The following is a 25,429-nucleotide window of genomic DNA, read 5'->3' as shown; positions in this document are numbered from 1 at the left end:
TGTCAGCTGTCATCTGATATCTGTCAGCTGTCAGTTGTCAGTTGTCAGCCGTCAGCGCCGCTCGGAGCGGGCCGCGGTGTCGGCCGCTCCGCCGGCTCCGACCGCGCGCAGACGGGTGGCGGCCGTGGCGGCGAGCTGGGGCGCGAGGCGGGCCACGTCGCGGGAGCCGACCAGCGCGATCAGCGACGGCAGGGCCCAGCGGACCGGCTGCATGCCGCGCAGCCAGGCCTGGGCGTAGACGTGGGCGGAGCGCCGCGCGATGCCGGCGACCAGGCGCTCCACCGCCGGCTCCAGCGGGTACGTCTTGTTCGCCGGCCACGGCAGCCGCGAGCGCATCTGCTTGAGCACGGCATCCTCGTCGGCCCCGCGCACCATGTCGGTGTCGGTCCAACTCAGGTAGCCGACACCGACCTTGACGCCCTCGTGAGCGACCTCGGCGCGGATCGCGTGGGCGAAGGCCTCCACCCCGGACTTGCTCGCGCAGTACGCGCTCATCAGCGGCGCCGGGGTGAGCGCGGCCAGCGAGGCGATCTGCAGCAGGTAGCCGCGGCTCTCGGCGAGCACCGGGAGGAAGGCCCGGGCGGTGGCCACGCTGCCGAGCAGGTTGACCTCGATCACCCGACTGAACGCCCGGTGGTCGTTCTGCAGCAGCGGGCCGCCGATCGCGATTCCCGCGTTGGCGACGACGGTGTCGATCCGGCCGTAGTGCTCCTTGATCCGCCCGGCGAGCACGGTGAGCGCCTCGGCGTCGGTGACGTCGGCCTCCCAGGCGGTGGCGTCCGGGCCGCACTGCGCGGCGACGGCCTTGAGCTCCTCCGGCTCCAGGCCGACCAGCGCGACCTTGGCGCCGCGGCGGGCGAGGGCGCGGGCCAGCGAGGCGCCGACGCCGCGTGCGGCTCCGGTGACGACGGCGACCTGGGCAAAGAGCGGCGGGGTGGCGGTCATGCGACGGCGGTCCTCTCGGGGTCGGTGGTGGTCTCGGAACCGGTGTCGACCTCGGGGCCGGCGGTGGCAGTCGCGCCGTCCGCGGCGCTCCCGCCCCCGGCGGTGCGGGTGCCCGGCAGGTGGGCGGTCGCCATCCGGTCGATCTCGGCGGCGATCTCGGCCGGCCGCTCGATCGGCGCCATGTGGCCGACCCCGGGCAGCAGGAGCAGCCCCTGCGGGTCGGCCAGCGCCGCGACCATCCGGTGCGCGTGCACCGGCGGGGTGAGCCGGTCCTCGGCGCCGACCACGACGGACGTCGGCGCGGCGAGCCGGGCCAGCCCGGCGCGGACGTCCAACCGCTCCAGTACCCGGGCCCAGTTGGCCCGGACGCCGGCCGGGCAGGCGTGCACCATCCGGACCGCCACCTCGATCCGGGCGGCGGGTGCGCTCGACCCCATGATCGCGTGCCCGAGCCCGGCCCGGGTGGCCGGACCGACCGGACCGAGCGGCAGCCGGGAGCGCAGGATCCGCCGGTGCAGGAAGCGCCGCACCCCCGGGGATCGCACCGCCCCCGGGACCACGCGCAACTCCTCGACCAGGTCGGACGGCCCGGTGGAGACCAGGACGGCGGCCGCCGTGCGCTCGGCGACCTCGGGCCGGGCGGCGCCCGCCATGACGGTCATGCCGCCCATGCTGTGGCCCACCAGCACGGCCCGCCCGCCCTGCGGGACGACCCCGGTGAGCACCGCCGCGAGGTCCTCGGCCAGCGCCCGGGTGGAGTAGCGCACGCGGCTCGGCGGGACCTCGCTGCGGCCGTGGCCGCGCTGGTCGTAGGCCACCACCCGGTACCGGTCGGCGAGCCGGTGGATCACCGGCGCCCAGAAGTGGGTCGAGCAGGTCCAGCCGTGCGCGAGGACCACCGTCGGGGCGCCGGGCTGCCCGTGGACCTCGACGTGCAGCCTGGTCCCGTCGGCCGAGATCACGGCCAACTCCTCGGCGGGAACGGGCTGGACGCAGTCGGCGGGGACTGGAAGGCGGCTCATACCAGGACCTCCCCGGCCTCGGTGGTGGTCGCGGACGGGCCCGGGCGGTCTTTCCGACGCAGGATCAGTTCGTATTCGGTGAGGTCGACCTTGCGGGTGGCACGGCGGAACGAGGTGGTCGATCCCGGCCAGAGCACGGTGTTCTTGCCGCTCTTGTCCAGGTACCAGCTGCGGCAGCCGCCGGTGGTCCAGACGGTGCGGTCCATCCGGTGCTGGAGTTCGAGGTTCCAGCGGCGCTGCGCCCGGGCGGTGGGCTGCATGGCGGTCGCACCGATCCCGTCGAGCGTGGTCAACGCGTCGATCATGTAGTTGAGCTGGGACTCGATCATCAGGATCATCGAGCTGTTGCCGAGCCCGGTGTTGGGGCCGATGACGAAGAAGAAGTTCGGGAATCCGTGCACGGTGGAGCCGCGCAGTGCCTCCATCCCCTCCTTCCACTCCTCGGCGAAGCTGGTGCCGTTGACCCCGAACACCTTGGAGCCCATGGGCATGTCGGTGACGTGGAAGCCGGTGCCGAAGACGATCGCGTCCACCTCGTGCTCGCTGCCGTCGGCCGCGACCAGGGTCGAGCCCCGCACCTCGCGCAGGCCGCCCGGCACCACCTCGGTGTTGGCGGCGGCGAGCGCCGGGTAGTAGGTGTTGCTGAGCAGGATGCGCTTGCAGCCGATCCGGTAGTCGGGGGTGAGCCGGGCGCGCAGGGCCGGGTCGGCGACGCCGTCCGCGATGTGCCGTTCGGCGAGCCGCTGGACCACCTTGAGCAGGCCGGGCCGCCGGACGAAGGCGTCCATCTGGATCTCGCGCAGCGCGAACAGGGCGCCCCGGCGGACCTTGGCGGTGAGCGGGAACCGGCCGTGCAGCCACTTCTCCAGCTCGGTGATCGTCCGGTCGCGGCGCGGCAGGACCCAGGCCGGGGTGCGCTGGAAGACCGTCAGCTTCCCCACCTCCGGCTGGATCGCCGGGATGATCTGGGCGGCGGAGGCCCCGGTGCCGACCATCGCGACGCGCTTTTTGGCGAGTTCGAAGTCGTGGTCCCAGCGGGAGGAGTGGAACACCCTACCGGGGAAGGAGTCCAGGCCGGGCAGGTCGGGGATCTGCGGGTCGGCGAGCGGTCCGGCGGCGGCCACGATGGCGTCGGCGGTCCAGCGGCCGGCCGTGGTCGCAATGCTCCAGCGGGTCCGCTCGACGTCCCAACGGGCCTCGACCACCTCGGTGTTGAGCCGCAGGTGGGGGCGGAGGCCGAAGACGTCGGTGACCTTCTCCAGGTAGGCGCGGATGTCCGGCTGGCCGGAGAAGCTGCGCGGCCAGTCGGGGTTGGGGGCGAAGGAGAAGGAGTAGAGGTGCGAGGGGACGTCGCAGGCGCAGCCCGGGTAGCTGTTGTCGCGCCAGGTGCCGCCGACCGAGTCGGCGCGCTCCAGGATGACGAAGTCCGTGATGCCGGCGCGGCGCAGCCGGACGCCCGCGCCGAGGCCGCCGAAGCCGGAGCCGATGACGGCGACCCGGACGTGCGGGACGGGCTGCCGCGCGTCGGCCGGCTGCTCGTCGACCGGCTGCTCCGCGGCGGGCCGGTCGTCGGTGGGCTGATCGTCGGCGGTGGCGGCCTGGTCGGGGACGGTCGCGTCGGCGTCGGACGCGCGGGGGCGGGGGCGCTTGCTGCTGGATGCCATGCGGCGTCCTCCTGGAGGGTGGGGGCGGTGGGGCGCGCATCGCCGTTGCCGGGCGGGGCGCGGGTCACGCCAACCGTGCCAGCAACCACTGGCACGGTTGGCAGGGTAGCCCTTGTTGACAGTTGACGGAAGAAGCCCGACCGACCCGATCGGGCGATCGCCGGTCCTATGCTGAGCGCCGTGGACAAGGTCGAGGCTGCTGCCCAGGACAGACAACACGAGTTCCGGGTGGAGGAACTGGCCAAAGCGGCCGGGATCACCACCCGCACCCTGCGTTTCTACCGCGAGCGGAAGCTGCTCCAGCCGCCCCGCAAGGAGGGGCGGATCGCCTGGTACGGCGAGGCCCACCTCGCCCGGCTGCGGATGATCGCCGAACTCCTGGACCGCGGACACACCTTGGGCGGCATCGCCGAGCTGATCGGCGCCGGCGAGAGCGGGCGGGACGTCGCCGAGCTGATCGGCCTGGAGGCGGCGATCGTCGCGCCGTGGTCCGACGAGACGCCGGTCCACCTCGACTGGGACGAGCTGAAGGCGACCCTCGGCGACCAGCTCACCGAGGAGAACACCGCCGAGTCCATCGACCAGGGCTTCATCACGGTCGAGGAGGACGGGATCACCCACGTCAGCCGGCGGTTGATGGACGCCACCACCGCGCTCGTCGCGGAGGGCGTGCCGCTCTCGGCGGTGCTGGAGGCCAGTCGGCAGACCCAGGAGCACGTGACGGCGATCGCCGAGATCTTCACCTCCGTGGTGCGCGAGCACCTGCTCGGCGCACTGACCGCCGACACCCCGCTGCCGCCCGGCGAGGCCGCCCGGCTGACCGAGCAGGTCCTGCGCATCCGCCCCCTCGCCCGGACCGTCACCGACGCCCAGTTCGCGCTGGCGATGGACCGCCGGGTGCACACCGAGTACGACGAACTGCTCCGCCAGCGCATGGAGCAGCGAGAGGACGACTGACGACTGACAGATGACGAAATCTGTCATCTGCTATCTGTCAGCTGTCAGTTGTCAGCCGTCACCGCAGCCACCCGCACGCGTAACGATCCGCGCCGCCGGGCAGGGATGGGACGCCTCGCCGTCTGCCTCCGGAACGGAGTCGCCCGATGCCCGACGCCCCCGCCCGCGCCCTCCCCCCGACCGTGACCCGCCGTCGACTGCTGGCGCTGACCGCCGGACTCGCCTCCGGACTCGCGCTCACGGCCTGCGGGTCCGGCGGCCCGGCGACGGCGGACGGATCGAGTGCCCCGGCAGGCCGCGTCGTCCGGCACGCGCGCGGTGAGAGCACCGTCCCCGCACGGGCCGGGCGGGTCGTCGTCCTGGACACCGACGCCCTGGACTCCGCCGTCACCCTGGGCATCACCCCGGTCGGCGCCACCACCGCCGGCGCCGGCGCACCGCTCTCCGCCTACCTCCCCGCCGAACGCCTGGCCGGGATCAAGACCGTCGGCACCATCGGCTCACCCGACCTGGAGGCCATCGCCGCTCTCCACCCGGACGTCATCCTCAGCAACCAGGTCCGCGACGACAAGCGCTACGACGAGCTCTCCAAGATCGCGCCGACCGTGCTGAGCAAGACCACCGGCCCCGCCTGGAAGGAGAACGTCCGGCTGCACGCCGAGGCCCTCGGCCGTCAGACCGAGGCGGCCGCCGCCGAACAGGCGTACCGGGCGAAGCTCGCCGAACTCGTCACCGCGCTCGGCGGAGCGGAGAAGGCAGCCGCTCTCAAGGTCGAGATGGCGCGCTTCCTCGCCGGTGCGCCCACCCGCCTGTACCTCAACGACACGTTCATCGGCTCCATCCTCACCGACCTCGGCGTCGGCCGCCCCGCCAACCAGGACAAGCCCGGCTTCTCGATCGAGATCAGCCCCGAGCAGGTCGACCAGGCCGCCGCCGACGTCATCTTCTACTCGGTGTACGGCGACGCGGCCAAGTCCGACCAGGCGAAGATCCTCGGCGGCACGCTGTGGAAGAGCCTCGACGCCGTCCGCACGGGCAAGGTCCACCAGGTCGACGACAACCTCTGGATGCTCGGCATCGGCTACACCGGCGCCGGCCTGATCCTCGACGAGATCCACCACCACCTCGCCGGCTGACGGCGGCCAGGCCCTACCATCCGGTCATGATAGAAGGTAAGGCAGTACGGCTGCGCGCCATGCGCGCCGAGGACGCGGAGCACCAGCTCCGGTGGCGCAACGATCCCGAGCTGGTCCGGCAGGCGGCGGCCGGGGATCCGCGCTTCGGCCCGACCACCGCCGAGGCCCTGGCGGAGCGGTTCGACCGGATCCTGCGGCTCGATCCGCGCGAGGCCGGCATGCTGACCGTCGAGGAGACGGCCGGCGGCCGTCCGATCGGCCTGGTCGACTACCGGGGCCTCGACCCGTACGAGGGCGTCGTCGAGGTCGGGATCGCCATCGGCGAGCGGGAGTTCTGGGACCGCGGCTACGGCTCCGAGGCCCTCGGCCTGCTGGTGGACCACCTGTTCGGCTCCTTCCCGCTGCACCGGATGGAGCTGGACACCTGGAGCGGCAACGCCCGCGCCGCCCGCGCGTTCACCCGGCTCGGCTTCCGCGAGGAGGGCCGCCGCCGGGCCGCCGTGCTGCTGGGCGGCGTCCGCTACGACCGCCTGCTGTTCGGCATGCTCCGCGAGGAGTGGGAGGAACGGCGCCGCCACCTCGGAACCGACGGCGCTCACGACACCCCCGGCGGCCGCTTCGTCGGGCCGCCCGGTGCGCCCTCTGTGAGTCCTGGCGGCAGCCGCGCCGAAAGCGCCTCCCTTGCCTCCGGTGTCGGGGAGGACTCCGTGAGCAGCACCATCCGCCCCGTCGCGTAGACCTCGCCCGGCAGCCTGGCCGGCGTCCACGACGGGTCGGCGAAGACGTGCAGCCGCCCCTCGGTGAGCGCGAACCGGGGCAGCGCCACCCCGAACTCGGCGGCGAGCGCGGTCAGCAGGCCGTGCTCGCCCTGGCGGCCGTGGGCGTGCGGACCGAAGTGGCGGTCCGGGTCCAAGGCGGGCGGGACCTGCGCCGCTCCGCTGCGGCCGGTCTCCGGTCCGCGCACGGTGAACCCGTACCGTTCCTCCCCGCCCTCGGCCACGGACAGGTGGAGGAAGCCCTCCTCCGGCACGACGAACACGGCGAGGGCCCGCCCGCCCGTCCGTCCGGACGCGGTCACGGCCGGGGTGGCGAGGCGCGGCCCGACCCGCCCCGACGACGTCCGCGCCTCGAACGCGAAGCTCCAGCCGGACCCGCCGTCACCGCCCGCGTGGCCGACCAGCGCGGACTGCGGATCGTCCGAGGAGAAGACCGTCCGGTCCCGGAGCCGGTCCGTCTCGGCCTCCCAACGGGTCGCGGGCGGGGCCAGCACCGCCCCCTCCCCGGCGAGGACGGCCGGCAGCCCGTCCGGGGCCACCCCCTCCACCAGTACGAAGCGGTAGGGCTGGGGCCGGCCGGAACGCGGCTCCAGGGCGAGCCAGGCGAGGCCGTCCCCCGCGGCCTGCGGCTCCTCGTCCCTCGGCTCCCCCACCGCCCCGTCGGCCAGGCCACGCGGTGTGGCCAGCAGTTCCCGGCCGCGCTCCGCCGTGAGCAGCGGTCCGAGCAACGGGTCCGCGAGCAGCCCGACGGGTGCGAGGTGGTCCGGTCCGACCGGCGTCCACTGCGGCAGCGCGGCGCGCAGCGTCCGCCAGGCGGCGTCCGCGGCGCCCCAGCGCGCCTGCTCCCGCGCCCGTTCGACGGCCTCGCCGAACGGACCGGGCGCGGTGTAGCGGTACTCGCGCTCGCGCACCTGCCGGAGCACCTCGTCGGCCGCGGCCCGCAGGTCGCCGGTGTCCACCCGCAGCTTGTAGCCCCACACCGCGGAGTCGTGCCCGTTCTGCACGTGGTGGGCGGCGAGCACCGGCACCACCTCACCGAGGTAGGCGCGATCGCGCGACAGTTCCCCGAACGTCGGCTCGGGCCGCTCCCGCTCGAAGCGGCGCAGCTGGTCGAGCATGCCGGCGGCGCGGGGCCGTCCGAAGGCGACGGCCCCGGTCAGCGCCTCCTTTGCCCGTTCGTGCGCCCCGGCCAGGGCGTCCAGCCGGGCCGCCTCGACGCGGGCGTCCTGTTCGAGGGTGGTGGCGTTGACGAACGCCGCGTCGTAGCGGTGGGCGGCCAGCTGGTGGAACTCCTGGTGCATGGCCACCATGAACGCCCGGAACGACGGGTACCGCTCGGGCGGCGCGGCCCGCCACGAGGCGTAGCAGTACACCGCCCACTCCCCGTCGGCGTCGACGTCGCCCGGGTCGAGCAGCACGAGCGTCAGGTCCGACTCGACGTCGAGCTGAAGAGCCCGGTGCCACATGTCCGCGGACTCGTCGTCCTCGAAGTACTCGCTGGTCCCGTCGGCGTCCCGGTGCCACCGCGCGCCGTCGGCCCCGGCCAGCCGGTACACGAAGCCGCCCGCGTGCCGCCACCCGTCACTGACCGCGAGGAACTCCCGGTACGACGGCGGCAGCACGCACCCCAGCTCGGCCTCCGCCGCCGCGATCCGCTCGGCCGGCGCCCCGTCGAACCCCAGCCACCGCCCCCGCCACGCCTCCTCGTCCCCCTCCCGGAGCTCCGCCGGATCGGTACACGCCCCGGCCCACTCCTCACTCCACCGGACGAGGAAGGACCGCCAGTCGAACGCCTGCTCTGTCATGGCGGCGATCCTTGCACGCACCACCGACAATCCCCGCCGGACCGTCACGTCCGCCATCAGCGGGCCTATGCGGCTCGGAGCAGGAAGTCGGCGTCACCGACTTCCTACTCCGGGAACGACACCTGTTCGGGCGGTGGCGCACTCGCGCGGAGTGTCGGGCATGATGCTCCCCTCATGCACCTGCGCCGTGGTGCGGGCGGGGGCGTGTTCGACCGGTTCGCCGCGCACGTCGAGGAGTTGTGGGCGCGGGGGCGTGGAACTCGATGGGAGGAGGGCGGGCATGGCGAGGCGTGACTACGAGGACGACCCCGGGGCTCCGGCGGCCAACAGTCTGGTGCCGGCGGCTTCGGTGGTCGTCGTCGACGAGGTGACGGGGCGGGTGCTGTTGCAGCGGCGGGTGGACAACGGGATGTGGGCGCTGCCCGGGGGCACGATGGAGTTGGGGGAGTCGATCGGCGCGTGCGCGGTGCGGGAGACGTGGGAGGAGACCGGGATCGAGGTCGTCGTCACCGGGATCGTCGGCACGTACACCGATCCGCGTCATGTCATGGCGTACGACGACGGCGAGGTGCGGCAGGAGTTCTCGGTCTGTCTGCTCGGGCGGCCGATCGGGGGTGTGCTGCGGACGTCCGACGAGTCCTACGAGGTCGGCTGGTTCCGACCGGAGGAGACCGACCGGCTTGCGATGGTGGCGAGTGTGCGGAAGCGGCTCACGGACTGGCGGAGCGGCGGCGGGCCGGTGGTCCGGTGAGCGCGGGGTTCGTGCTCCGCGTCCTGACGCCCGCCGATCCCGCCGACTGGCCGCTGTGGCGCGACGCGCGGTTGGCCGCGCTCGCCGATGCGCCGTACGCGTTCAGGGTGCGGCGGGCCAACTGGTCGGCGGGTGGCGAGGAGGAGTGGCGGGCCCGGTTCGCGCGGCCGGACGCCGTGCACGTGGTCGCGGTGGCGGCGGACGGGCGGCCGGTCGGGCTGGCGGGCGGGCTGCCCGGGCGGGACGGCCGGGGCCGGGACGGGGGCGGGGGCTCGGTGAGCGAGCTGCGGTCGGTGTGGGTCGGGCCGCGGGCGCGGGGTCGCGGGGTCGGGGACGGGCTGCTCGCCGCCGTCGAGGCGTGGGCGCGGCGCCGGGGCAGCGCGTCCTTGCGGCTCGCCGTGCTGCCGGGCAACGCGGCCGCCGTCGCGCTGTACCGGCGGCACGGGTTCGTCGACGCGGGCGGGGGCGAGGAGGAGGACGGGGCGGCGGAGCGGGTGATGGTCAAGCGGCTGACGGCGTGAGCGGCCCGGTTCGCGTTCCGACCGGCGGATCCGCGCGCCGATCCCGGGTCGCGCGAGATGCGGGCGCTCGGCCGCCCGGGTGAATCCGCCCTCCCCGACCACCACCACCGGGTGGCGCAACTACCGAAGCCCCATAACCGTTGGTTCTGGGGACCGGAAGAACCAGCTCTTGGACTTCCGGCCGCCCCGTCCCGCAGCCTGGTGCCCATGCAGAACGCCCACCCGCACCATGCCACCGACCTGCGCTCCGCGATCGCCGCCGAGCGGCGCGAACTCGCCGACCTCCTGGACGGCTTGTCCGCCGAACAGTGGAACTCTCCCTCCCTCTGCGCGGGTTGGCGGGTGCGCGAGGTGGCGGCGCACCTGAGCATGGGCTTTCGCCACCGGATCCCGCGGATCGCCGTCGAGCTGGTCCGCTCGCGCGGCAGCCTGGACCGGATGACCGACCGCTTCGCGCGCCGCGACGCCGGCGCACTCACCGAGGCCCAACTCGCCGCCGCCATGCGGGACAACGCGGACCACCCGTGGACGCCGCCGGTCGGCGGCCTCGCCGCCGCGCTGGGGCACGACGTCGTGCACGGTCTGGACATCACCGTCGCGCTCGGCCTCGGCCGCCGGGTGCCCGCCGAACGGCTGCGTCCACTGCTGGCGGACGTCACCCCGCGCACCCTGCGGTTCTTCGGGGCCCGCCTGGACGACGTCCGACTGCGCGCCACCGACCTCGACTGGTCGTACGGAAGCGGTAGTCGGACGGTCGCCCGACCGGCCGAGGAGTTGCTGCTCCTCGCTTACGGGCGCAGCGTTCCGGAGGTCGACATCTGACCGAAAGCGTCCGATTCGCGGTCAACCAGGGGTAAAGTCAGCGGGCATGGTCGAATCGACGGTCCCGATCCTCCCCTGTCAGACCCTCCCGCCCGTGCTCGAGTTCTACACCGCGCTCGGCTTCGAGGTGACTCTCCATCAGACGAGTCCCAACCCGTACGCCGTGGTTCAGCGCGGCGCCGTCCAACTGCACTTCTTCGGCATGAAGAAGTACGATCCGGGCGCCTCCTACAGCACCTGCCTGGTCCGCACGGACGACGTGGACGCCCTGCACGCCGCGTTCCAGGAGGGCCTGCGCTCCGCCTACGGGCGGGTGCCGACCCGCGGCCTGCCCCGGATCGGCCCGGTCGGCGACACCTCGCACGGCGTACGGCAGTTCCTGGTGACCGACCCCGGCGGCAACTGCCTGCGGATCGGCCAGCCGATCCGCGCCGACCAGCGGCACCGGCCCTCCCCCGAGGAGCCGTTCGCGAAGGCGCTGCACCACGCGGCACTGTTCGCCGACTCGCACGAGGACCCGGCCGCGGCCGCCCGGGTGCTGGACCGCGCGCTGGCCCTGCCGGACGGACCGCCCGCGCCGGTGCTGCTGTTCCGCATCCTGGCGCTGCGCGCCGACCTGGCGCACCGCCTCGCGGACGGCGCGAGCGCGGAGGCGTTCACCCGGCGGGCCGAGCGGGTCGCCGCCGAACTGACCGAGGACGAGCGGGAGTCGGTCCTCGACGACCTCAAGCGACTGGCCGACGTCCTGCTCTGACCGGACGTCAGGCGCTCTCGGCCGCCCGAGGGTCCTTGAGCAGCGCGAACGGGGCGCGCGGCGCGGCCGACGAGAACGGCGTGACCGGCATGACCGGCGCGCCGCTCGAGCGCCCCGCGCGCGGTCAGGAGCTCCAGGTGCGGGTGCAGAGCACCAGGCGGTAGCCGTCCGGGTCGGCCACCGTGACGCCGTACTCGTCCCAGTACGGGTTGTGGGCGGGCACCCGGGTGCCGCCGGCGTCCTCCAGGCGCCGCACCAGCGCGTCGTCGACGGGGGCGCCGAGGTAGACGACGAAGAGGTCGTCGACGGTGGGCGCCGGCTCGATCGGGCGCTCGGGGTCGCGGGTCAGCTCGAAGTGCCAGCCGCCGCCGGACGGGCCGACCATCAGGAGGTCGTGCTCGCCGGGGACGCGTTCGGCGCTGCGCCACAGGACGGCGAGGCCGAGGCCGCCGACGTAGAAGCGCTCGGCCGCGGCGAGGTCCCGGGAGGGGCGCGCGACCCGGATGTGGGTGGTGGAGTCGATCACGAGCGCCGAGCCTACCCGCGCGGGCGCCGGACGTTCCGTCGGAGTCGGCGCTCGGAGGTTCCGTCAGAGTCGGCGCAGCCGCTCCTCGTCGCCGGTGCGCGGGCAGGTGACGCAGGCCCGGGCGGGCTCGACGGCGTAGTAGAGGCAGCAGCCGAGGCGGGTCCGGGTGTGGTGGCCCCGGCCGTCCGCGCCGCGCAGCAGCCGGAAGCCGGCGGCGCCGGGGAGCGGGTCGGTGCCCCCGGGCAGGACGGCTCCGGCGGCGGCGACGGCGGCGTCCTCCTGGACGGTGCCGGGGCCCGGAGCGCACGCGTCGAGCCGCTTGCCGAGGTACCAGATCGCCGAGGCGAGGTCGTCGGTGACCATGCCCCACAGTGCGCGGGTGCCGCGCCGGGCGGGGGCGGCGAAGGCGGCGAGCAGCGGTTCGGCGTGGGCGACGACGGCGGCGCGCAGTTCGGCCCGCAGCTCGTCCTCGCCGGGGAGCGTGACGTAGGCGCGCGGGCGCAGCGCGAGGTCACCGGTGGGGGCGTGCAGCCATATGTCCGCGCCGTCGATCGAGGGGACGCGCCGGGCCAGCCGCCAGGGCCCGGCAATCAGCACGCAGAGCGACCAGAGGTAGTGGTGGAGCAGCCGGGAGGCGGCCACGTGCGGGCGCGGGGCGGTGCCGTGCTCGGCGGCGACGGGGGCGATCCGGGCGGCCTCACCGGCCAGCGCCCGCGCCAACGCCTCCGGATCGCCCGCCAGTTCGGTGGCGGAGTACCAGCCCTGCGTCCGGTCGGGGGCGGGCTCCTCCGCCGCCAGCAGCCGCACCCGGAGCACCGGGCAGAGGTCCAGCAGCAGCCGGTAGTCGGCGTCCAGCGGGTTGGCGGGACGCGCCGCGGCGGGCGGGGCGGCGGGCAGGGGTGCCCCCGAGAAGATCATCGGCACTCCCGAGATCGTGTTAGGTGAGGCTCACCTTACAGGCCGTCGGCGACCGGTTCACACCACCCCGGCCGGCCGTCCTCCGGCCCCCGATGCGGACCAACCCGGCCGAAACTTGACGGAATTAGGCTTACCTAACCTAATATCTCGCCCCGTGCTGACCACCGATCCGCCGGCCCCCGCGGCCCCGGCCCCGACCCGCCGCTCCCCGGCCCGGCTCCCGCCGGTGCCGGCCGCCGGGCCCGGCCTCGCGCTCGGCTTCGCCGGGGCGCTCGCCCAGGGTGGCACCCGCAACCCGCCCGAGGCCGTCAAGGCCGAGAACGGCGGCGCCGCGCCGACGGGCGCCGACCCGGGCCGCCCGGCCTCGCAGGACGTCGACAAGTCGATTCCGGACGTCGGCGCCGAGCGGATCGACCAGGCCGACGCCGACCCGGCAGAGGCGCATGGCAGGGCCTGAACGCCGTCAGGAACGGCAAGGTGCTCAACGTGCCGGACGAGACCCGGACGTCGGGCATCGGTGTCCGGGCCGCCGACGCCGTGCTCGGCGACACCGCCGGGGCTGCGGCCGCCGACGCCCCCGCGCAGGCCCCACCGCGTAGACCCCGCCGCCCCGCCCGGGGCTCCACCGCCCCACCGCCCCACGGAGAGGACCCGCCCCGCCATGCGCCTCTACCTGCTCGCCCTCAACCCCACCGCATCGGTGACCGAGGGCTTCCTCCCGGCCGCCGCCCGGCTCGGACTCGACGTCACCGTGCTCACCGACCAGGCCGGGGCCCACCGCCGCGCCTACGCCGAACTGCCGTCCGCGCCCGAGGTGGTGGCCTGTGAGGTGCGCGACTTCCGCGAGGTGGTCGGGCTGCTCTCGCAACGCGCCCCGCAGGACCCCGACTTCGCCGTCTTCAGCAACAGCGACCACCTCCAGACCCAGACCGCGCTCGCCGCCGCGTACTTCGGCCTGCCGGCCAAGGACTGGCGGGCGACCCTGCGGGCCAAGAACAAGGGCGAGCTGCGCCGCCACCTGGCCGCCGCCGGCCTCGACACCGTGCGCTCCGCCGAACTCGCCCCGGGGCAGGACCCGTCCGAGCTGGCGTCCCTGCTGCGGGCGGCGGACGTCCCCTTCCCCGCGGTGATCAAGCCGCGCGAGGGCGTCGCCAGCGAGGACGTCTCGCTGGTCGCCGGCATCGAGGAACTGGTGCGACGCGCCGAGGAGGTCCAGGACCACCGCCCCGGCGCCGCGCTGGTCGTCGAGGAGTTCCTGGACGGGCGGCTGTGCACGCTGGAGACGCTCGGCGACGGACACCGCCGGCACGTCCTCGGCGGGTTCCGCACCCGGCTCTCCCCACCGCCGGACTTCATCGAGGAAGCGCTGGTGTTCGTCCCCGCGCACCCGCTGGCCGTGGTCGCGCAGGTGCTCGCCCAGCTGGACGCGATCGGCGTCGGGCTCGGCGCCTGCCACACCGAGTTCGTCGTCCAGCCGGACGGCCGGGCCCGGATCGTCGAGGTCAACTACCGCGCCATCGGCGACCAGTGCGACCTCATGCTCGCCGCCGTCCTCGACCTCCCGCTGTTCGAGCTGGTCCTCGACGCCCACCTCGGCCGTGAACTCCCCGCCGACCTCGGCGAACGCTGCGCCGCCACCCCGCTGCGCGCCCGCAACGAGGCGGTCCGCGCCGACCGGGCCGGGACCCTCACCGCCGCGCCCGGACCGCACGACGAGCGGGCCGACGAGCGCGCCGACGGTGTGCGGCTCGTCCACCGGCCGCAGCGCGCGATCGGCGAACGGCACGAGCACTACCGCACCAACCGGGACTACCTGAGCGTGATCTGGGCGGTCGGCCCCGACCAGGCCGCCGCCGACGCCGCCGTGGCCGGGTTCGTGGCGGCCAACCGCTGGGAGATCACCCCGTGAGCACCCCGCCCGCCCGGGCGCTCGCCCTGCGCGTGCTGTCCGCCCTGCTGCGCGAGGACGTGCTCGGGCTGCGCACCCGCGGCACGGTCGAGCAACGGGCCGACGGCCCCTGGGCCGTGGCTGCCGGCCGCGCGCTCGCGCTCCCCGTCGTGCCCGAGGGCTTCCAGAGCGAGTACGCCGCCCGGCTCCCGCTCGTCGAACTGGACGGCCGCCCCGTCGACGGCCTGGACGCCGTGCTCACCGCACTCGCCGGCCTGGCCGACCCCGAGGACCGGCCCGGCTGGACGGCGTTCGCCGAGGAGTGCCGCCAGACCCTCGCCACGATGGAACTGCACGAGCGGGTCCGCGACGAGGTCCACACCGCGCTCACCGACCTGTACGGCGCCGACCCGGCCCACTGGACCGGACCCGCCGCCGCCCTCGCCCACGACACCCTGGCCGCCTACCTGGACCACCCGGTCTACCCCACCGCGCGCGGCCGCTCCGGCCTGGACGAGCACCAACTGCGCTCCTACGCACCGGAGTTCCACCCGGCTTTCGAACTGCGCTGGCTCGCCCTGCCGGCCGGCGCGCTCACCCGGCACGGCGACCGGCCGCTGCCGCGCTGGTGGCCCACCCCGAGCCGGCTCGGCCTCCACCTGCCCGGCGGCGACCGGGCGTGGGAGACGCTGCCGGTCCACCCGCTCACCGTCGGCCCGGCCCTCGACGAAGCGCTGCGCGCCGCCGGGCTGGACGACCGCGCCGTCCTCGCCGAACGCCCGTACCTCACCGTCGTCCCCACCCTCTCGATGCGCACCGTCGCCGTCGCCGAGGACCCCGTCCACCACCTGAAGCTGCCGCTCGCCACCGCCACCCTCGGCCGGCTCAACCGCCGCACCATCAAGCCCGGCACGCTGCGCGACGGCTCCGCCGGACAGCGGCTGGTGGAGGCGGTGCTGGCGCGCGAACCGCGCCTCGCCGGACGGATCCTGCACGCCGACGAGCAGACCTGGGCGCACGCCGGGCACGAACTGCTGGCCGTGCTGCTGCGCCGCTACCCGGCCGGGCTGGAGCGGTCGGTGGCCGTCCCGCTCGCCGCCCTGCTCGCCCCGGCACCGTCCGGACGCCTGGTCGTCGACCACCTCGCCGACCGTTTCTCGGCCGGGGACCCGGTCGCCCTCTACGACGCCCTGCTGGAACTGCTGCTCGACTGGCAGACCACCCTGTTCGGACACGGCGTCGCCCTGGAGTCCCACCAGCAGAACACCTCGCTCGTGCTCGACGAGGACGGCGGCCCGCGCCTGCTCTACAAGGACGACGACGGCCCGCGCGTCCACTCCGGCCGCCTCGCCGCCGCACTCGGCGAACACGCCCCCGCCCCCGGGGAGTTCGACGACACCCGGATCCTCGCCGACGACGACCGGCCGCTGACCGACCTGTTCACCACCGTCACCGGCCATCTGTGCACCGGCGCCCTGGCGTTCGGCCTCGCCGCCCACGGCCGGGCCGGGCTCGGCGAGTTGCTCGCCCTGCTGCGCAAGCGGCTCACGGAGGCCGTCGACCGGACCGGGCCGGCCGCCGAGCCGCTGCGCGCCGCCCTGCTCGACGCCGAACGGCTGCCGGTGAAGGCGATGGTCACCGCCGGCACCCTGCTCAGCAAGCGGCGATCGGGCGCCGCCGACATCAACAAGCACTACACCGACGGCCCGAACTACCTACTGCCGCAGTCTGGTTCCCCGCCCGGAGCGGCGGCCGGCCGGTGACGGTCGACGCGCTGCCCCGGCGGCCCGGACCGGATTCCGCCCGGCCGGTCGGGCCCGGCCGCCGCCAGGTGCACGCCGTCGCCGCCTGCCACTTCGCCGCCGCCTTCGCCGCCCTCGGCCTGCCGCCGTACCCGACCGCGGTCCTGCTCCGCCTCGCCGTGCCGGCCGCCGAGGCCGGCCGGAACCGGGCGCCCGGGCGGATGTTCGGCACCCTCGAACCCCTCTCCGAGGGCGGCGCCGTGGCCGCCGACGCGGCCACCGCCTTACCCTCCCCCCGTCCGCCAGCGTTGGAGTCACTCATGACGCACCAACTGCCCACCGCCGACCACGCGGTGGCCCACACCCTGGTCAACTGCCTGCTGCGCGAGGTCTCCGCGCCCGAGCACCAGACCGCCGTCACCGACGGCCGGCTACTGCTGCGCCTGCCCCGGCGCGGCGTCCTGCTCCGGGTCTCCCTGCGCCGCACCTCGCTGCTCGGCGCCCACCGGTTCACCGGCCCGGTCGAGGAGGAACACGCCGACGGCTGGCGGGAGTTGGACTGGCACGAGCTGGCCCGGCACGTCCAGGGCGAACTCGAACTGCGCACCGGCACCGTCAACGAGGAGTTCCTCGGCCAGCTCGCCTCCAGCCACACCGCCGTCGCCGTCGCCCTGGCCGGCCGCCCGCAGCCCGGACCGGACCGCTACCTGGAGTCCGAGCAGGCCCTGCTGTTCGGACACCGCTTCCACCCCGCGCCCAAGTCCCGGTCCGCCGAACGCGGCGACTGGCGCGACTACGCCCCCGAGGCCCGCGCCGCGTTCCCGCTGCACCACCTCGCGGTGCGCCGGGAGCTGATCGCCGAATCCTCCGCCGACCCGGCCGCGACCGCGCTGCTCGACGGACTCGCCCCCGTCCCGGACGGCTACCGGCTGCTGCCCGCCCACCCCTGGCAGTACCGGCTGATCGGCGACCACCCGCTGCTGCGCGGCGCGTTGGAGCGCGGGGACGTCCTCGACCTCGGCCCCGGCGGCGACCCCTTCGCGGCCACCGCCTCGGTCCGGACGCTGGCCGGCGCAGGCGCGTTCCTCAAGTTCAGCCTGAACGTGCGGATCACCAACTGCCTGCGCAAGAACGCCGCCTACGAGCTGACCGGCGCGGTCGCCCTCACCCGGCTGCTCGCCCCGGCGCTGGCCGACCTCGCCGAGCGGTTCCCGGACGCGGCCGTGCTGCGCGAGCCGGCCTTCCGCACCCTCGCCCTGCCCGGGGCCGACGGCCGGCCGGACCGGTCGCTGTACGAGGGGTTCGGCCTGATCGTCCGCGAGGGCCTCGGCGGCGCGCTGCGCCCCGGCGTCACCCCCCTGCTGGCCGCCGCCGTCGCCGACGAGTACCCGACCAGTTCGGCGCACATCTCCCGGCTGCTGTCCGACCCGGCGGACCAGGCGCGGGCGCTCGACTGGTGGACGGCCTACCTGCGGCTGCTGCTCCCGCCGATGCTGACCGCCTACTTCGAACACGGCGTGGTACTGGAGCCGCACCTGCAGAACGTGCTGATCGGCGTGGACGCGGACGGCCACCCGGCCCAGGTGCTCTTCCGCGACCTGGAGGGCACCAAGCTCCTGCCGGAGCGGCACGCCGCGCTGCTCGCCGGGCTGGCGCCCGAGGTGGCGGGGCCGATGGCGTACGACGCCGAGCGGGGCTGGGACCGGGTGGTCTACTGCCTGCTGGTCAACCACGTCGCCGAACTGCTCGCCGCCCTCGCCGACCTGCACCCGGCGGCGGAGGGCGCGCTCTGGGAGGCGGTGCGCCGCGTCCTGGTGGAGTACGCCGCCGCGCACGGCTGCCCGCCCCGGCTGCGGGCGCTGCTGGCGGGCGTGCCGCTGCCCGGCAAGGCCAATCTGCTCACCCGCTGGGAGCGCCGGGCCGACCGCACGGCCGGGTACGTCCGGCTGGCCTCGCCGCTGGCGCGCTCCGTGCTGGCCTCGGCCACCGACGCCGCTCCCGGCGGCGCCGGCCTGCCGGGGGCCGTGGTTCCCACCGCTTGCGCGGCTCCCGCTGTTCCCGCCGTTCCCGCCGTTCCCGCCGGAAGGACCCGATGACCACCGCCGGAACCACCGAGGCCGTCCGCCGCCACGTCGCCGGCCTGACGCCGGAGCAGCTGCCCGCCTACGTCTACGACCTGCCGGCGCTGCGGGCGCACGCCGCCGCCGTCCGGGCCGCCCTGCCGGAGCGCGTCGAGCTGTACTACGCCGCCAAGGCCAACCCGGAGACGCCGCTGCTGACCGCGCTGCGCGACGCCGTGGACGGCTACGAGGTGTCCAGCGGCGGCGAGTTGGCGCATGTGCGGGCGGCGGTCCCGGACGCGCCGCTGGCCTTCGGCGGGCCGGGCAAGACGCCCGCCGAGATCGCCGCCGCCGTCGACGCGGGCGTGCACCGCTGGCACGTCGAGAGCGAGCAGGAGCTGCACCGGCTCGCCGCCGTACTGGCCGACCGGCCGGAGGCGGTGGTGGACGTGCTGCTGCGCGTCAACCTGCCGGTCAGGGCGGGTACGTTGGACTCGGTGGCGCTGGCGATGGGCGGGCGGCCGACGCCGTTCGGCCTCGACCCGGACCGCGCCGAGGCCGCCGCCCGTCTGCTCACCGAACCGGTCGGCCCGCTGCGCGCGGTGCGCGGGCGGCTGCGGCTGCGCGGTGTGCACGCCCACCTGGCGAGCGGACTGGCGGCCGCCGAGCAGCTGGCGCTCGCCGGGCAGATCGTCGGCTGGTCCGTCCGGCTGGCCGAACGGCACGCGTTCGCCCTGGACGAGGTCAACGTGGGCGGCGGCATGGCGGTCGACTACGCCGACCCGGCGGCCCGGTTCGACTGGACGGCGTTCGGCGAGGGCCTCGCGAAGCTGCTGGAGCGCCGGCCCGGCCTCACCCTGCGGATCGAGCCGGGCCGGGCGCTCACCGGGTACTGCGGCTGGTACGCCACCGAGGTGCTGGACGTGAAGCGCAGCCACGGCGAGGACTTCGCGGTCGTCCGCGGCGGCACCCACCACCTGCGCACCCCGACCACCCGGGGCCACAGCCAGCCGTTCACCACCCTGCCGGTCGCCGACTGGCCGCATCCCTGGGCGCGCCCGGCGGTGACCGGCGGCCGGGCCACCCTGACGGGCCAGCTCTGCACGCCGAAGGACGTGCTCGCCCACGCCGCCCCGGCGGCGGCCGGGCTGCGCGCGGGCGACCGGGTGCTCTTCGGCATGGCCGGGGCGTACGCCTTCAACATCTCGCACCACGACTTCCTGATGCACCCGCGCCCCGGTTTCCACTACCTGGAGGGGACGGAGAGCGGGTGACGACTGACAGATGACAGCTGACAGATATTGAAATCTGTCATCTGTTATCTGTCAGCTGAAATCTGTCAGCTGTCAGTTGTCAGCCCCCCGGGCCCCGCCGCACGCCGACCGCACTGACGTGCGAAAGTGGTAGCCGGCGAAGGGAGCGGGCACGTGCTGATGGAGAAGGTGGCGGAGATCATCGCCGAGGCCTCGGCCGAGGCGGTGGAGCCCCGGTTCCGGGCGCTGGCGGCCGGTGAGGTGATGGAGAAGGCCCCCGGCGAGGTGGTCACCGTCGCCGACCGGGAGGCCGAGGTGATCATCGCCCGGCGTCTGCGCGAGCTGCTGCCCGTCCCGGTGGTGGGCGAGGAGGCCGTGGCCGCCGACCCGGCCCTCGCCCGGGCGCTGCGCACGGAACCCGCCGTCTGGCTCGTCGACCCCGTCGACGGCACCGCCAACTTCATCGCCGGCCGGCCCGAGTACGCCGTCATGGTCTCCCTGGTGCGCGACGGCCGGACGGTCGCCTCCTGGATCCGGCACCCCGTCACCGCCACCACCTACACCGCCGAACTCGGCTCCGGCGCCTGGCGCGACGGCCACCGCCTCACCCGCACGCCCGCCGCCCCCGACCCGGCCACGTGGCACGGCTCGGTGAAGAGCCGCTTCCTCGACCCCTCGCGCCGCCGCCGGATCGAGGCCAACGGCGCCGTCTTCGGCGGGATGGGCCCGGGCCGCCACGCCGCCGGAATCGAGTACCCGGACATCGTGGAGGGCGCCATGGACTTCATCCTCTACTGGCGCACCCTCCCCTGGGACCACGCGCCCGGTTCCCTCCTCCTCACCGAGGCCGGCGGCCGCTCCGCCCGGCTCGACGGCACCCCGTACGCCCCCGAGCCCCCCGGCGGCGAGGACGGTCTGCTCGTCGCCGCCGACCCAGCCACCTGGGAGCGCTGCCGCGAGATCCTGCTCACGCCGTAGGACCCGCGAGCGCGGGAGACGGGCGGGCCCCTACACTTCGCGATCATGACTTCACGGCGACTGGCCGCTCTCCTCCTCGGCGCGCTCCTGCTGGCCTCGGCCTGCACCTCCGCGCCCGGCTCCGGCTCCGCGGCCTCCGCCCCGCCCGCGCCGGCCGACGATCCGGCACAGACGCCGAAACCGCCGCTGGCGGTGCACACGCTGACCTCGCCGGAGGTGCAGGACGGCTGGTGGGGTTGGGCGGTGTCGAGCAAGGCGGACCGCAGCCCGGTGCTCGACACGGACGGCCGGCGGTGCGCCGAACGCCAGCGCGAGGACATCTGGTACCTGGCCGGGACGACCGGCGGGGAGGTCGTCCGGCGGACGTGCACGGTGCCCGTCGGCATCCCGGTGCTGTTCCCGCTGGTGACGTTGTTCGGCGAGGCCGCCGATTGCCACGCCTTCATGGACACGGCCAAGGGCTCCGCCACGCTGGACGGTGCCCCGCTGACCGCCGAGCCGCTCGGCGCGACCCCGATCGGGTTCTTCGGCGCCCGAGGCAACGCCTTCGGCGAGGCCGCCGAGAAGGCCGGCAACACCTGGTCCTGCGGTCTGTGGGTGCGGCTCGACCCGCTGACGCCCGGCAACCACGAGCTGACGATCCGGGGCGAGTCCGGCGCGCCCGTCTTCTCCACCGGGGTGGACTACCACCTGCGGGTCGCCGCCCCCACCCCCACCGGGGCCGCCTGAGCTACCGTGCCGCGCTCCACGCCTCCCGGCCCGCCCGGACGACCTCGGCGAGCAACCCGGTGACCTCCTCCGCGGTGGTGTGCGGGTTGAGCAGGGTCAGCTTGAGCCGGACCCGCCCCGGGCCCGCGCCGGGCAGTTCGGTGCGGCCGACCACGGCCCGGCCGCTGCGCAGCAGGTCACGGCGCAGTTCACCGTTGACCCGGTCGAGCAAGGCCGGGTCGAGCAAGGCCGGGTCGGCGGAGACGGCCTCCGTCGGCCGGTAGCGGAACAGCAGCGCGGTCAGCACGGGTTCGGCGTACAGTTCGAGCTCCGGCTCCGCCCGGACGGCTTCGGCGGCGGCGCGGGCGAGGTCGTGGCAGGCGTCGACGAGCCGGCCGAGTCCGGCGCGGCCGAGGGTGCGCAGGGTGACGGCCAGTTTGAAGGCGTCCGGCCGCCTGGTGGTGCGCAGCGAGAGTCCCAGCAGGCTCGGGTAGCCGGCCTCCTCGTCGTCGGCCGGGTTGAGATAGACGGCCCGGCGGGCGAGCGAGACGTACGTCTCGGCGCGGCGGACCAGGAAGACCCCGGCGGCGGCGGGCTGCCAGCCCAGCTTGTGCCAGTCCAGCGAGACGGAGTCGGCCCGTTCGATGCCCGCCAGCAGCGGGGCGAGCCGGTCGGAGAGCAGCGCGCCGCCGCCGTACGCGGCGTCGACGTGCAGCCAGGCTCCGTAGCGGGCGGCGAGGTCGGCGGCGGCGGGCAGCGGGTCGACGGCGCCGGTGTCGGTGGTGCCGGCGGTGGCGACGACGGCGACCGGGGTGGCTCCGGCCCAGCTGGCCTCCGCCAGGGCGCGTTCGAGCGCGGCCGGGTCCATCCGCAGGTCGCGGTCGACGTCGACGGGGACGACGGCCCGTTCGCCGAGGCCGAGCAGGGCGGCCGCCCGCTGGACGGAGAAGTGCGCGGCCCGGGAGGCGAAGATCCGGGGCCGGGCGCCGGCGGGCAGGCCGAGCAGGCCGTCGAGTTCGACGATGCCGTCGAGCTTCTGGTCGCGGGCGAGCATGAGGCCCATGAGGTTGGACTCGGTGCCGCCGGAAGTGAGCACACCGGCGCCATGGGCGGGGTCGTAGCCGACCAGGGCGGCGAGTTCGGCGAGCAGCGCCGTTTCGAGCGCGGTCGCGGCGGGGGCCTGGTCCCAGGAGTCCTGGGAGGGGTTGAGCGCGCTGACGGCGAGGTCGGCGGCGGCGGCGACGGCGAGCGGCGGGCAGTGCAGGTGGGCGGCGCAGTAGGGGTCGGCAGGGTCGGCGGCGCCGTGGGCGAGGAGTTCGGTGAGGCGGGCGAGGGCGTCGGGGCCGCTCGCGACGGTCAGCACCTCGGCGGTCCGGGCGGCGAGGTCGGCGGGGCGGCCGGTGGGCAGCGGGCCGCCCCGCCGGGTGGCGCCGGTCTCCAGCGCGTCGAGGACGGTGGCGAGCAGCGGGCCGAGCGCGGCGGGCCCGCCGACACCGCCGGACAGCGCGTCGAGCGGCCCACCCACCTCAGGCCCGCCCTCCTCCGGCCCACCCGCGCCCGGCCCGCCCGCGCTCACGCGGACACCGCCGGCCCCGAGGCCGCCGCGACGGCGTCGGCGAGCCGGTCCAGCACCGCGGCCGCCTGCTCGTCCGTGACGGTGAGCGGGGGCAGCAGTCGCAGCACGGCGTCGTGCCGCCCGCCGAGTTCGACGATCAGCCCGCGCTCCAGGCACGCCTCCCGCACCCGAACGGCGAGCTCGGGTGCGGCCGGGCGGGCCCCGCAGGCGTCCGGCTCCGCCGCCGGGTCGACGAGCTCCACACCGATCATCAGCCCGCGTCCGCGCACGTCGCCGATCACCGGCAGCTCCCCGGCCAGCGCCCGCAGCCGTTCGGTCATCCGCGCGCCGACCGCCGCCGCCCGTTCGGCGAGCCCGTTCGCGGCGACGTACCGCAGGGTGGCGGCGCCGGCCGCCATGGCGAGCGTGTTGCCGCGGAAGGTGCCGGTGTGCGCGCCGGGGCGCCAGCCGTCGTACTCCTCGCGGTAGACGACGACGGCGAGCGGCAGACTGCCGCCGATCGCCTTGGAGAGCACCATGGCGTCCGGCACGATCCCGCTGTGCTCGACCGCCCACATCGCGCCGGTGCGGCCCACGCCGGTCTGCACCTCGTCGACGATGAGCGGGATGCGGCGCTCGGCGGTGATCCGGCGCATCGCACGCAGCCAGTCGTCGGGGGCCGGGACGACGCCGCCCTCGCCCTGGACGGCCTCCAGGACCATCGCGGCGGGCGGGACGACACCGCCGGACGGGTCGTCGAGCAGCCGCTCGACGTAGGTGGCGGACAGCTCGGCGCCCGCCTGCCCGCCGACCCCGAACGGGCAGCGGTAGCCGTAGGGGTAGGGCAGCCGGACCACCTCGCCGCCGCCGGGCAGCGGCTCCTTGACGGCGACGTTGCCGGTGAGCGCGAGGGCGCCGGCGGTCATCCCGTGGTAGGCGCCGGTGAAGGCGAGGGCGCCGGATCGACCGGTGGCGGTCTGCATCAGCTTCAGCGCGGCCTCGACGGCGTCCGTCCCGGCGGGGCCGCAGAAGTGCACGCGCGCGCCGTCGGCGAAGGCGGGCGGGAGGCTCTCGAACAGGGCGGTGGTGAAGTCGTCCTTCTCGGCGGTGGCGAGGTCGAGCAGGTGGAGCGGGGCGCCGCTGTCGAGGGTGCGGCGGATCGCCTCCAGGACGACGGGGTGGTTGTGGCCGAGCGCGAGGGTGCCGGCGCCGGAGAGGCAGTCGAGGTAGCGGCGGCCGTCGGCGCCCTCGACGGTCATGCCGTTGGCGCGTACCGGGACGATCGGGAACGAGCGCGCGTAGGTGCGGGCGGCGGACTCGCGGACGCGCTGGCGCCGCAGCACGGCAGCGGCCTGGGTGGCGGCGGACCCGGCGGCCGGGGAAGGGGTTGGCACGGGGACGGTCGGACCGGTGGCGGGCTCAGCGGCGAGCGTCAAGGCGGACTCCCAAGAAATTAGGTGAGCCTAACCTTACTTCTCCGGTTCGCCCGGATCCGTCCCGGGGCCGCCGGAACCACCCGCGCGGGTGACAACGGACCCGTTTCCCCAACGAGCGGACCACCCGGAGGTCACGGCCCGAGCGGTCCCGCCCCGCCCCACCCTCACCCCATGCCGCCCTCCCCGCCCTCGGCGAACTGGCCCGGGTGGCGCGCCCCGGCGCCCGGCTGACGCTGTTCCACCCCGTCGGCCGCGCCGCCCTCGCCGAGCGGACACCGGACGAGCCGCGCGGGGGCACCACCCGGCCGTGAGCACCGGCGTGCCAGACTCGGCACCCTCCGCACCCGAACCGGGTGCCCGACGAGAGGAGCCGGCATGGCGCTCTTCGGCAACGCCCACCGGGTGGACAACGACGAGGCCCGGAAGGAGTTCGCCCAGCTGTTCAGCGAGGGCGAGCAGCTCCAGGCCGCGTACCAACTGCTGCGCGACTCCTTCCTGTTCACCGACCGCCGGCTGATCCTCGTCGACAAGCAGGGCATCACCGGCAAGAAGACCGAGTACCACTCGATCCCCTACCGGTCCATCTCCCACTTCGCCGTGGAGACCGCCGGGAACCTCGACCTGGACGCCGAGCTGAAGATCTGGGTGTCGGGCGCGGCGCTGCCGATCTCCAAGAACTTCACCAAGGGCGTGGACATCTACGAGGTACAGGCCCTGCTCACCGAGTTCGTCACCCGCTGACGCCCCGGAGCCCGGGTCAGAACACCAGAGCGAGCTTGCCGCTCAGCCCGCCCCGCCGGAAGCGCTCGTGCGCCGCCCGGACCCCGTCCGGGCCGAACGCGGCGTGCACCCGCAGGCGCAGCGCGCCGCGGTCGACCAGCGCGGCCGGCCCGGCGAGCGCCGCGCCGTCCTCGCGCACCTGGTGGACGGTGGTGCGCACGCCCCGGGCGGACAGGTCGGGCACGGGGCCCGCCTGGGTGGCGACCGACGCGTAGCGGCCGCCGTCGGCCACCGCCTGCGTCACGAACGCCCCGAAGGTGTCGAGGACCGCGTCGTAGCCGCCGTCGCAGGTCGCGGGGGTCGGTGGTGACCAGGCCCGCGCCGTGCTCGCGGGCGAAGGCGGCCTGCCCGTCGCGGGAGACCAGGGCGTCGACCTCGACGCCGCGCGCCCGGGCGATCAGGCCGGGCCTGCACGGTAGTTCGCCCGTACGC

The 25,429-nt window shown here is 75.3% G+C and carries 23 protein-coding genes and 3 pseudogenes; 17 read left to right on the top strand and 9 right to left on the bottom strand.

Translation table 11 applies throughout. The annotated features are described in order from the left end of the window. Nucleotides 1-51: 51 nt before the first annotated feature. From ACFCLZ_RS30755 to ACFCLZ_RS30745, 3 genes are read right to left on the bottom strand one after another with little or no spacing between them, the layout of a single operon-like run. Complete coding sequence (locus ACFCLZ_RS30755; RefSeq protein WP_380281149.1) at nucleotides 52-945, bottom strand: SDR family oxidoreductase; 894 nt, start codon at nucleotides 943-945, stop codon at nucleotides 52-54. Beyond that, entirely contained in the window at nucleotides 942-1,967 is a 1,026-nt protein-coding gene (locus ACFCLZ_RS30750) for an alpha/beta fold hydrolase (protein WP_380281148.1), read from the bottom strand. Before ACFCLZ_RS30750 ends, ACFCLZ_RS30755 begins: the two co-directional genes overlap by 4 nt. Beyond that, on the bottom strand, nucleotides 1,964-3,631 hold the full coding sequence (locus tag ACFCLZ_RS30745; protein WP_380281147.1) for a flavin-containing monooxygenase: 1,668 nt from the start codon (nucleotides 3,629-3,631) through the stop codon (nucleotides 1,964-1,966). The genes ACFCLZ_RS30750 and ACFCLZ_RS30745 overlap by 4 nt, the downstream gene beginning before the upstream one ends. A 180-nt stretch (nucleotides 3,632-3,811) precedes the next feature. On the opposite strand from ACFCLZ_RS30745, the gene ACFCLZ_RS30740 reads away from it, so the two are divergent. The 3 genes and pseudogenes from ACFCLZ_RS30740 to ACFCLZ_RS30730 form a co-directional block, all read left to right on the top strand. Continuing rightward, entirely contained in the window at nucleotides 3,812-4,588 is a 777-nt protein-coding gene (locus ACFCLZ_RS30740; protein ID WP_380281146.1) for a MerR family transcriptional regulator, read from the top strand. A 146-nt stretch (nucleotides 4,589-4,734) separates the two neighbouring features. Next, complete coding sequence (locus tag ACFCLZ_RS30735) at nucleotides 4,735-5,724, top strand: ABC transporter substrate-binding protein (RefSeq protein WP_380281145.1); 990 nt, start codon at nucleotides 4,735-4,737, stop codon at nucleotides 5,722-5,724. Between the two features lie 26 nt (nucleotides 5,725-5,750). After that, nucleotides 5,751-6,245 (top strand): annotated as a pseudogene (locus ACFCLZ_RS30730) (GNAT family N-acetyltransferase); the annotation flags it as partial. Nucleotides 6,246-6,319: 74 nt separating this feature from the next. On the opposite strand, the gene ACFCLZ_RS30725 reads toward ACFCLZ_RS30730, so the two are convergent. Then, nucleotides 6,320-8,305 (bottom strand): SMI1/KNR4 family protein, encoded by a 1,986-nt coding sequence (locus tag ACFCLZ_RS30725; RefSeq protein WP_380281144.1) that lies wholly within the window; start codon nucleotides 8,303-8,305, stop codon nucleotides 6,320-6,322. Between the two features lie 141 nt (nucleotides 8,306-8,446). Here ACFCLZ_RS30725 and ACFCLZ_RS30720 point away from each other — a divergent pair. The 5 genes and pseudogenes from ACFCLZ_RS30720 to ACFCLZ_RS30700 form a co-directional block, all read left to right on the top strand. Beyond that, nucleotides 8,447-8,599: pseudogene (locus ACFCLZ_RS30720) on the top strand (XRE family transcriptional regulator); the annotation flags it as partial. Continuing rightward, entirely contained in the window at nucleotides 8,586-9,056 is a 471-nt protein-coding gene (locus tag ACFCLZ_RS30715; protein WP_380281143.1) for an NUDIX domain-containing protein, read from the top strand. The pseudogene ACFCLZ_RS30720 and the gene ACFCLZ_RS30715, both read left to right, overlap by 14 nt. After that, on the top strand, nucleotides 9,053-9,577 hold the full coding sequence (locus ACFCLZ_RS30710; RefSeq protein ID WP_380281142.1) for a GNAT family N-acetyltransferase: 525 nt from the start codon (nucleotides 9,053-9,055) through the stop codon (nucleotides 9,575-9,577). The genes ACFCLZ_RS30715 and ACFCLZ_RS30710 overlap by 4 nt, the downstream gene beginning before the upstream one ends. A 207-nt stretch (nucleotides 9,578-9,784) precedes the next feature. Continuing rightward, nucleotides 9,785-10,399, top strand: coding sequence for a maleylpyruvate isomerase family mycothiol-dependent enzyme (locus tag ACFCLZ_RS30705; RefSeq protein ID WP_380281141.1), 615 nt, complete (start codon nucleotides 9,785-9,787; stop codon nucleotides 10,397-10,399). 46 nt (nucleotides 10,400-10,445) lie between these two features. Next, complete coding sequence (locus ACFCLZ_RS30700; RefSeq protein WP_380281140.1) at nucleotides 10,446-11,153, top strand: bleomycin resistance protein; 708 nt, start codon at nucleotides 10,446-10,448, stop codon at nucleotides 11,151-11,153. A 124-nt stretch (nucleotides 11,154-11,277) separates the two neighbouring features. Here the strand turns inward: ACFCLZ_RS30700 and ACFCLZ_RS30695 are convergent, their stop codons facing one another. Further along, a complete protein-coding gene (locus ACFCLZ_RS30695) occupies nucleotides 11,278-11,679 on the bottom strand; it encodes a VOC family protein (RefSeq protein WP_380281139.1) in 402 nt (133 codons plus the stop codon). Nucleotides 11,680-11,742: 63 nt separating this feature from the next. Next, nucleotides 11,743-12,597 carry a (2Fe-2S)-binding protein gene (locus tag ACFCLZ_RS30690; RefSeq protein ID WP_380286337.1) on the bottom strand — a complete coding sequence of 285 codons (855 nt, stop codon included), beginning with the start codon at nucleotides 12,595-12,597 and terminating at the stop codon, nucleotides 11,743-11,745. Between the two features lie 154 nt (nucleotides 12,598-12,751). On the opposite strand from ACFCLZ_RS30690, the gene ACFCLZ_RS30685 reads away from it, so the two are divergent. The 7 genes from ACFCLZ_RS30685 (at nucleotide 12,752) to ACFCLZ_RS30655 (ending at nucleotide 21,247) form a co-directional block, all read left to right on the top strand. Then, nucleotides 12,752-13,054: a hypothetical protein gene (locus ACFCLZ_RS30685; protein ID WP_380281138.1), complete on the top strand. Its 303-nt coding sequence runs from the start codon at nucleotides 12,752-12,754 to the stop codon at nucleotides 13,052-13,054. A 204-nt stretch (nucleotides 13,055-13,258) separates the two neighbouring features. Further along, nucleotides 13,259-14,506 (top strand): acetyl-CoA carboxylase biotin carboxylase subunit family protein, encoded by a 1,248-nt coding sequence (locus ACFCLZ_RS30680; protein ID WP_380281137.1) that lies wholly within the window; start codon nucleotides 13,259-13,261, stop codon nucleotides 14,504-14,506. Beyond that, complete coding sequence (locus ACFCLZ_RS30675) at nucleotides 14,488-16,248, top strand: IucA/IucC family protein (RefSeq protein ID WP_380286336.1); 1,761 nt, start codon at nucleotides 14,488-14,490, stop codon at nucleotides 16,246-16,248. Before ACFCLZ_RS30680 ends, ACFCLZ_RS30675 begins: the two co-directional genes overlap by 19 nt. A gap of 299 nt (nucleotides 16,249-16,547) precedes the next feature. Next, nucleotides 16,548-18,323: an IucA/IucC family protein gene (locus ACFCLZ_RS30670; protein WP_380286335.1), complete on the top strand. Its 1,776-nt coding sequence runs from the start codon at nucleotides 16,548-16,550 to the stop codon at nucleotides 18,321-18,323. Continuing rightward, a complete protein-coding gene (locus tag ACFCLZ_RS30665; RefSeq protein ID WP_380281136.1) occupies nucleotides 18,320-19,561 on the top strand; it encodes a type III PLP-dependent enzyme in 1,242 nt (413 codons plus the stop codon). Before ACFCLZ_RS30670 ends, ACFCLZ_RS30665 begins: the two co-directional genes overlap by 4 nt. A 159-nt stretch (nucleotides 19,562-19,720) precedes the next feature. Next, nucleotides 19,721-20,518, top strand: coding sequence for an inositol monophosphatase family protein (locus ACFCLZ_RS30660; RefSeq protein WP_380286334.1), 798 nt, complete (start codon nucleotides 19,721-19,723; stop codon nucleotides 20,516-20,518). A gap of 45 nt (nucleotides 20,519-20,563) precedes the next feature. After that, the gene (locus tag ACFCLZ_RS30655; RefSeq protein WP_380281135.1) at nucleotides 20,564-21,247 is read left to right on the top strand and encodes a signal protein; all 684 of its coding nucleotides are present in this window, start codon (nucleotides 20,564-20,566) and stop codon (nucleotides 21,245-21,247) included. Between the two features lies 1 nt (nucleotide 21,248). Here the strand turns inward: ACFCLZ_RS30655 and ACFCLZ_RS30650 are convergent, their stop codons facing one another. Next, a complete protein-coding gene (locus tag ACFCLZ_RS30650; RefSeq protein WP_380281134.1) occupies nucleotides 21,249-22,751 on the bottom strand; it encodes a pyridoxal phosphate-dependent decarboxylase family protein in 1,503 nt (500 codons plus the stop codon). 47 nt (nucleotides 22,752-22,798) lie between these two features. Beyond that, complete coding sequence (locus ACFCLZ_RS30645) at nucleotides 22,799-24,175, bottom strand: diaminobutyrate--2-oxoglutarate transaminase (protein ID WP_380281133.1); 1,377 nt, start codon at nucleotides 24,173-24,175, stop codon at nucleotides 22,799-22,801. 224 nt (nucleotides 24,176-24,399) lie between these two features. Between ACFCLZ_RS30645 and ACFCLZ_RS30640 the strand changes: the two are divergent. Both ACFCLZ_RS30640 and ACFCLZ_RS30635 read left to right on the top strand, forming a co-directional pair. Continuing rightward, nucleotides 24,400-24,507 (top strand): annotated as a pseudogene (locus tag ACFCLZ_RS30640) (SAM-dependent methyltransferase); the annotation flags it as partial. An 85-nt stretch (nucleotides 24,508-24,592) separates the two neighbouring features. Next, nucleotides 24,593-24,958 carry a PH domain-containing protein gene (locus tag ACFCLZ_RS30635; RefSeq protein ID WP_380281132.1) on the top strand — a complete coding sequence of 122 codons (366 nt, stop codon included), beginning with the start codon at nucleotides 24,593-24,595 and terminating at the stop codon, nucleotides 24,956-24,958. 16 nt (nucleotides 24,959-24,974) lie between these two features. On the opposite strand, the gene ACFCLZ_RS30630 is transcribed toward ACFCLZ_RS30635, so the two are convergent. Then, nucleotides 24,975-25,241 carry a zinc-binding dehydrogenase gene (locus ACFCLZ_RS30630; protein ID WP_380281131.1) on the bottom strand — a complete coding sequence of 89 codons (267 nt, stop codon included), beginning with the start codon at nucleotides 25,239-25,241 and terminating at the stop codon, nucleotides 24,975-24,977. Nucleotides 25,242-25,429: the final 188 nt, after the last annotated feature.

The sequence above is a fragment of the Kitasatospora purpeofusca genome (assembly GCF_042691725.1).
Taxonomy (GTDB): Bacteria; Actinomycetota; Actinomycetes; order Streptomycetales; family Streptomycetaceae; genus Kitasatospora; species Kitasatospora purpeofusca_B.
Note: the sequence above shows the minus strand (reverse complement) of the source record. Positions and strands in the feature narration are given on the sequence as shown.

What these genes read in the sequence shown, in the direction of transcription:
- ACFCLZ_RS30755 (WP_380281149.1), bottom strand. Translation starts at nt 945, where the DNA reads ATGACCGCCACCCCGCCGCTCTTTGCCCAGGTCGCCGTCGTCACCGGA.
- ACFCLZ_RS30750 (WP_380281148.1), bottom strand. Translation starts at nt 1,967, where the DNA reads ATGAGCCGCCTTCCAGTCCCCGCCGACTGCGTCCAGCCCGTTCCCGCC.
- ACFCLZ_RS30745 (WP_380281147.1), bottom strand. Translation starts at nt 3,631, where the DNA reads ATGGCATCCAGCAGCAAGCGCCCCCGCCCCCGCGCGTCCGACGCCGAC.
- ACFCLZ_RS30735 (WP_380281145.1), top strand. Translation starts at nt 4,735, where the DNA reads ATGCCCGACGCCCCCGCCCGCGCCCTCCCCCCGACCGTGACCCGCCGT.
- ACFCLZ_RS30725 (WP_380281144.1), bottom strand. Translation starts at nt 8,305, where the DNA reads ATGACAGAGCAGGCGTTCGACTGGCGGTCCTTCCTCGTCCGGTGGAGT.
- ACFCLZ_RS30715 (WP_380281143.1), top strand. Translation starts at nt 8,586, where the DNA reads ATGGCGAGGCGTGACTACGAGGACGACCCCGGGGCTCCGGCGGCCAAC.
- ACFCLZ_RS30705 (WP_380281141.1), top strand. Translation starts at nt 9,785, where the DNA reads ATGCAGAACGCCCACCCGCACCATGCCACCGACCTGCGCTCCGCGATC.
- ACFCLZ_RS30700 (WP_380281140.1), top strand. Translation starts at nt 10,446, where the DNA reads ATGGTCGAATCGACGGTCCCGATCCTCCCCTGTCAGACCCTCCCGCCC.
- ACFCLZ_RS30690 (WP_380286337.1), bottom strand. Translation starts at nt 12,597, where the DNA reads ATGATCTTCTCGGGGGCACCCCTGCCCGCCGCCCCGCCCGCCGCGGCG.
- ACFCLZ_RS30680 (WP_380281137.1), top strand. Translation starts at nt 13,259, where the DNA reads ATGCGCCTCTACCTGCTCGCCCTCAACCCCACCGCATCGGTGACCGAG.
- ACFCLZ_RS30670 (WP_380286335.1), top strand. Translation starts at nt 16,548, where the DNA reads ATGACGCACCAACTGCCCACCGCCGACCACGCGGTGGCCCACACCCTG.
- ACFCLZ_RS30665 (WP_380281136.1), top strand. Translation starts at nt 18,320, where the DNA reads ATGACCACCGCCGGAACCACCGAGGCCGTCCGCCGCCACGTCGCCGGC.
- ACFCLZ_RS30660 (WP_380286334.1), top strand. Translation starts at nt 19,721, where the DNA reads ATGGAGAAGGTGGCGGAGATCATCGCCGAGGCCTCGGCCGAGGCGGTG.
- ACFCLZ_RS30655 (WP_380281135.1), top strand. Translation starts at nt 20,564, where the DNA reads ATGACTTCACGGCGACTGGCCGCTCTCCTCCTCGGCGCGCTCCTGCTG.
- ACFCLZ_RS30635 (WP_380281132.1), top strand. Translation starts at nt 24,593, where the DNA reads ATGGCGCTCTTCGGCAACGCCCACCGGGTGGACAACGACGAGGCCCGG.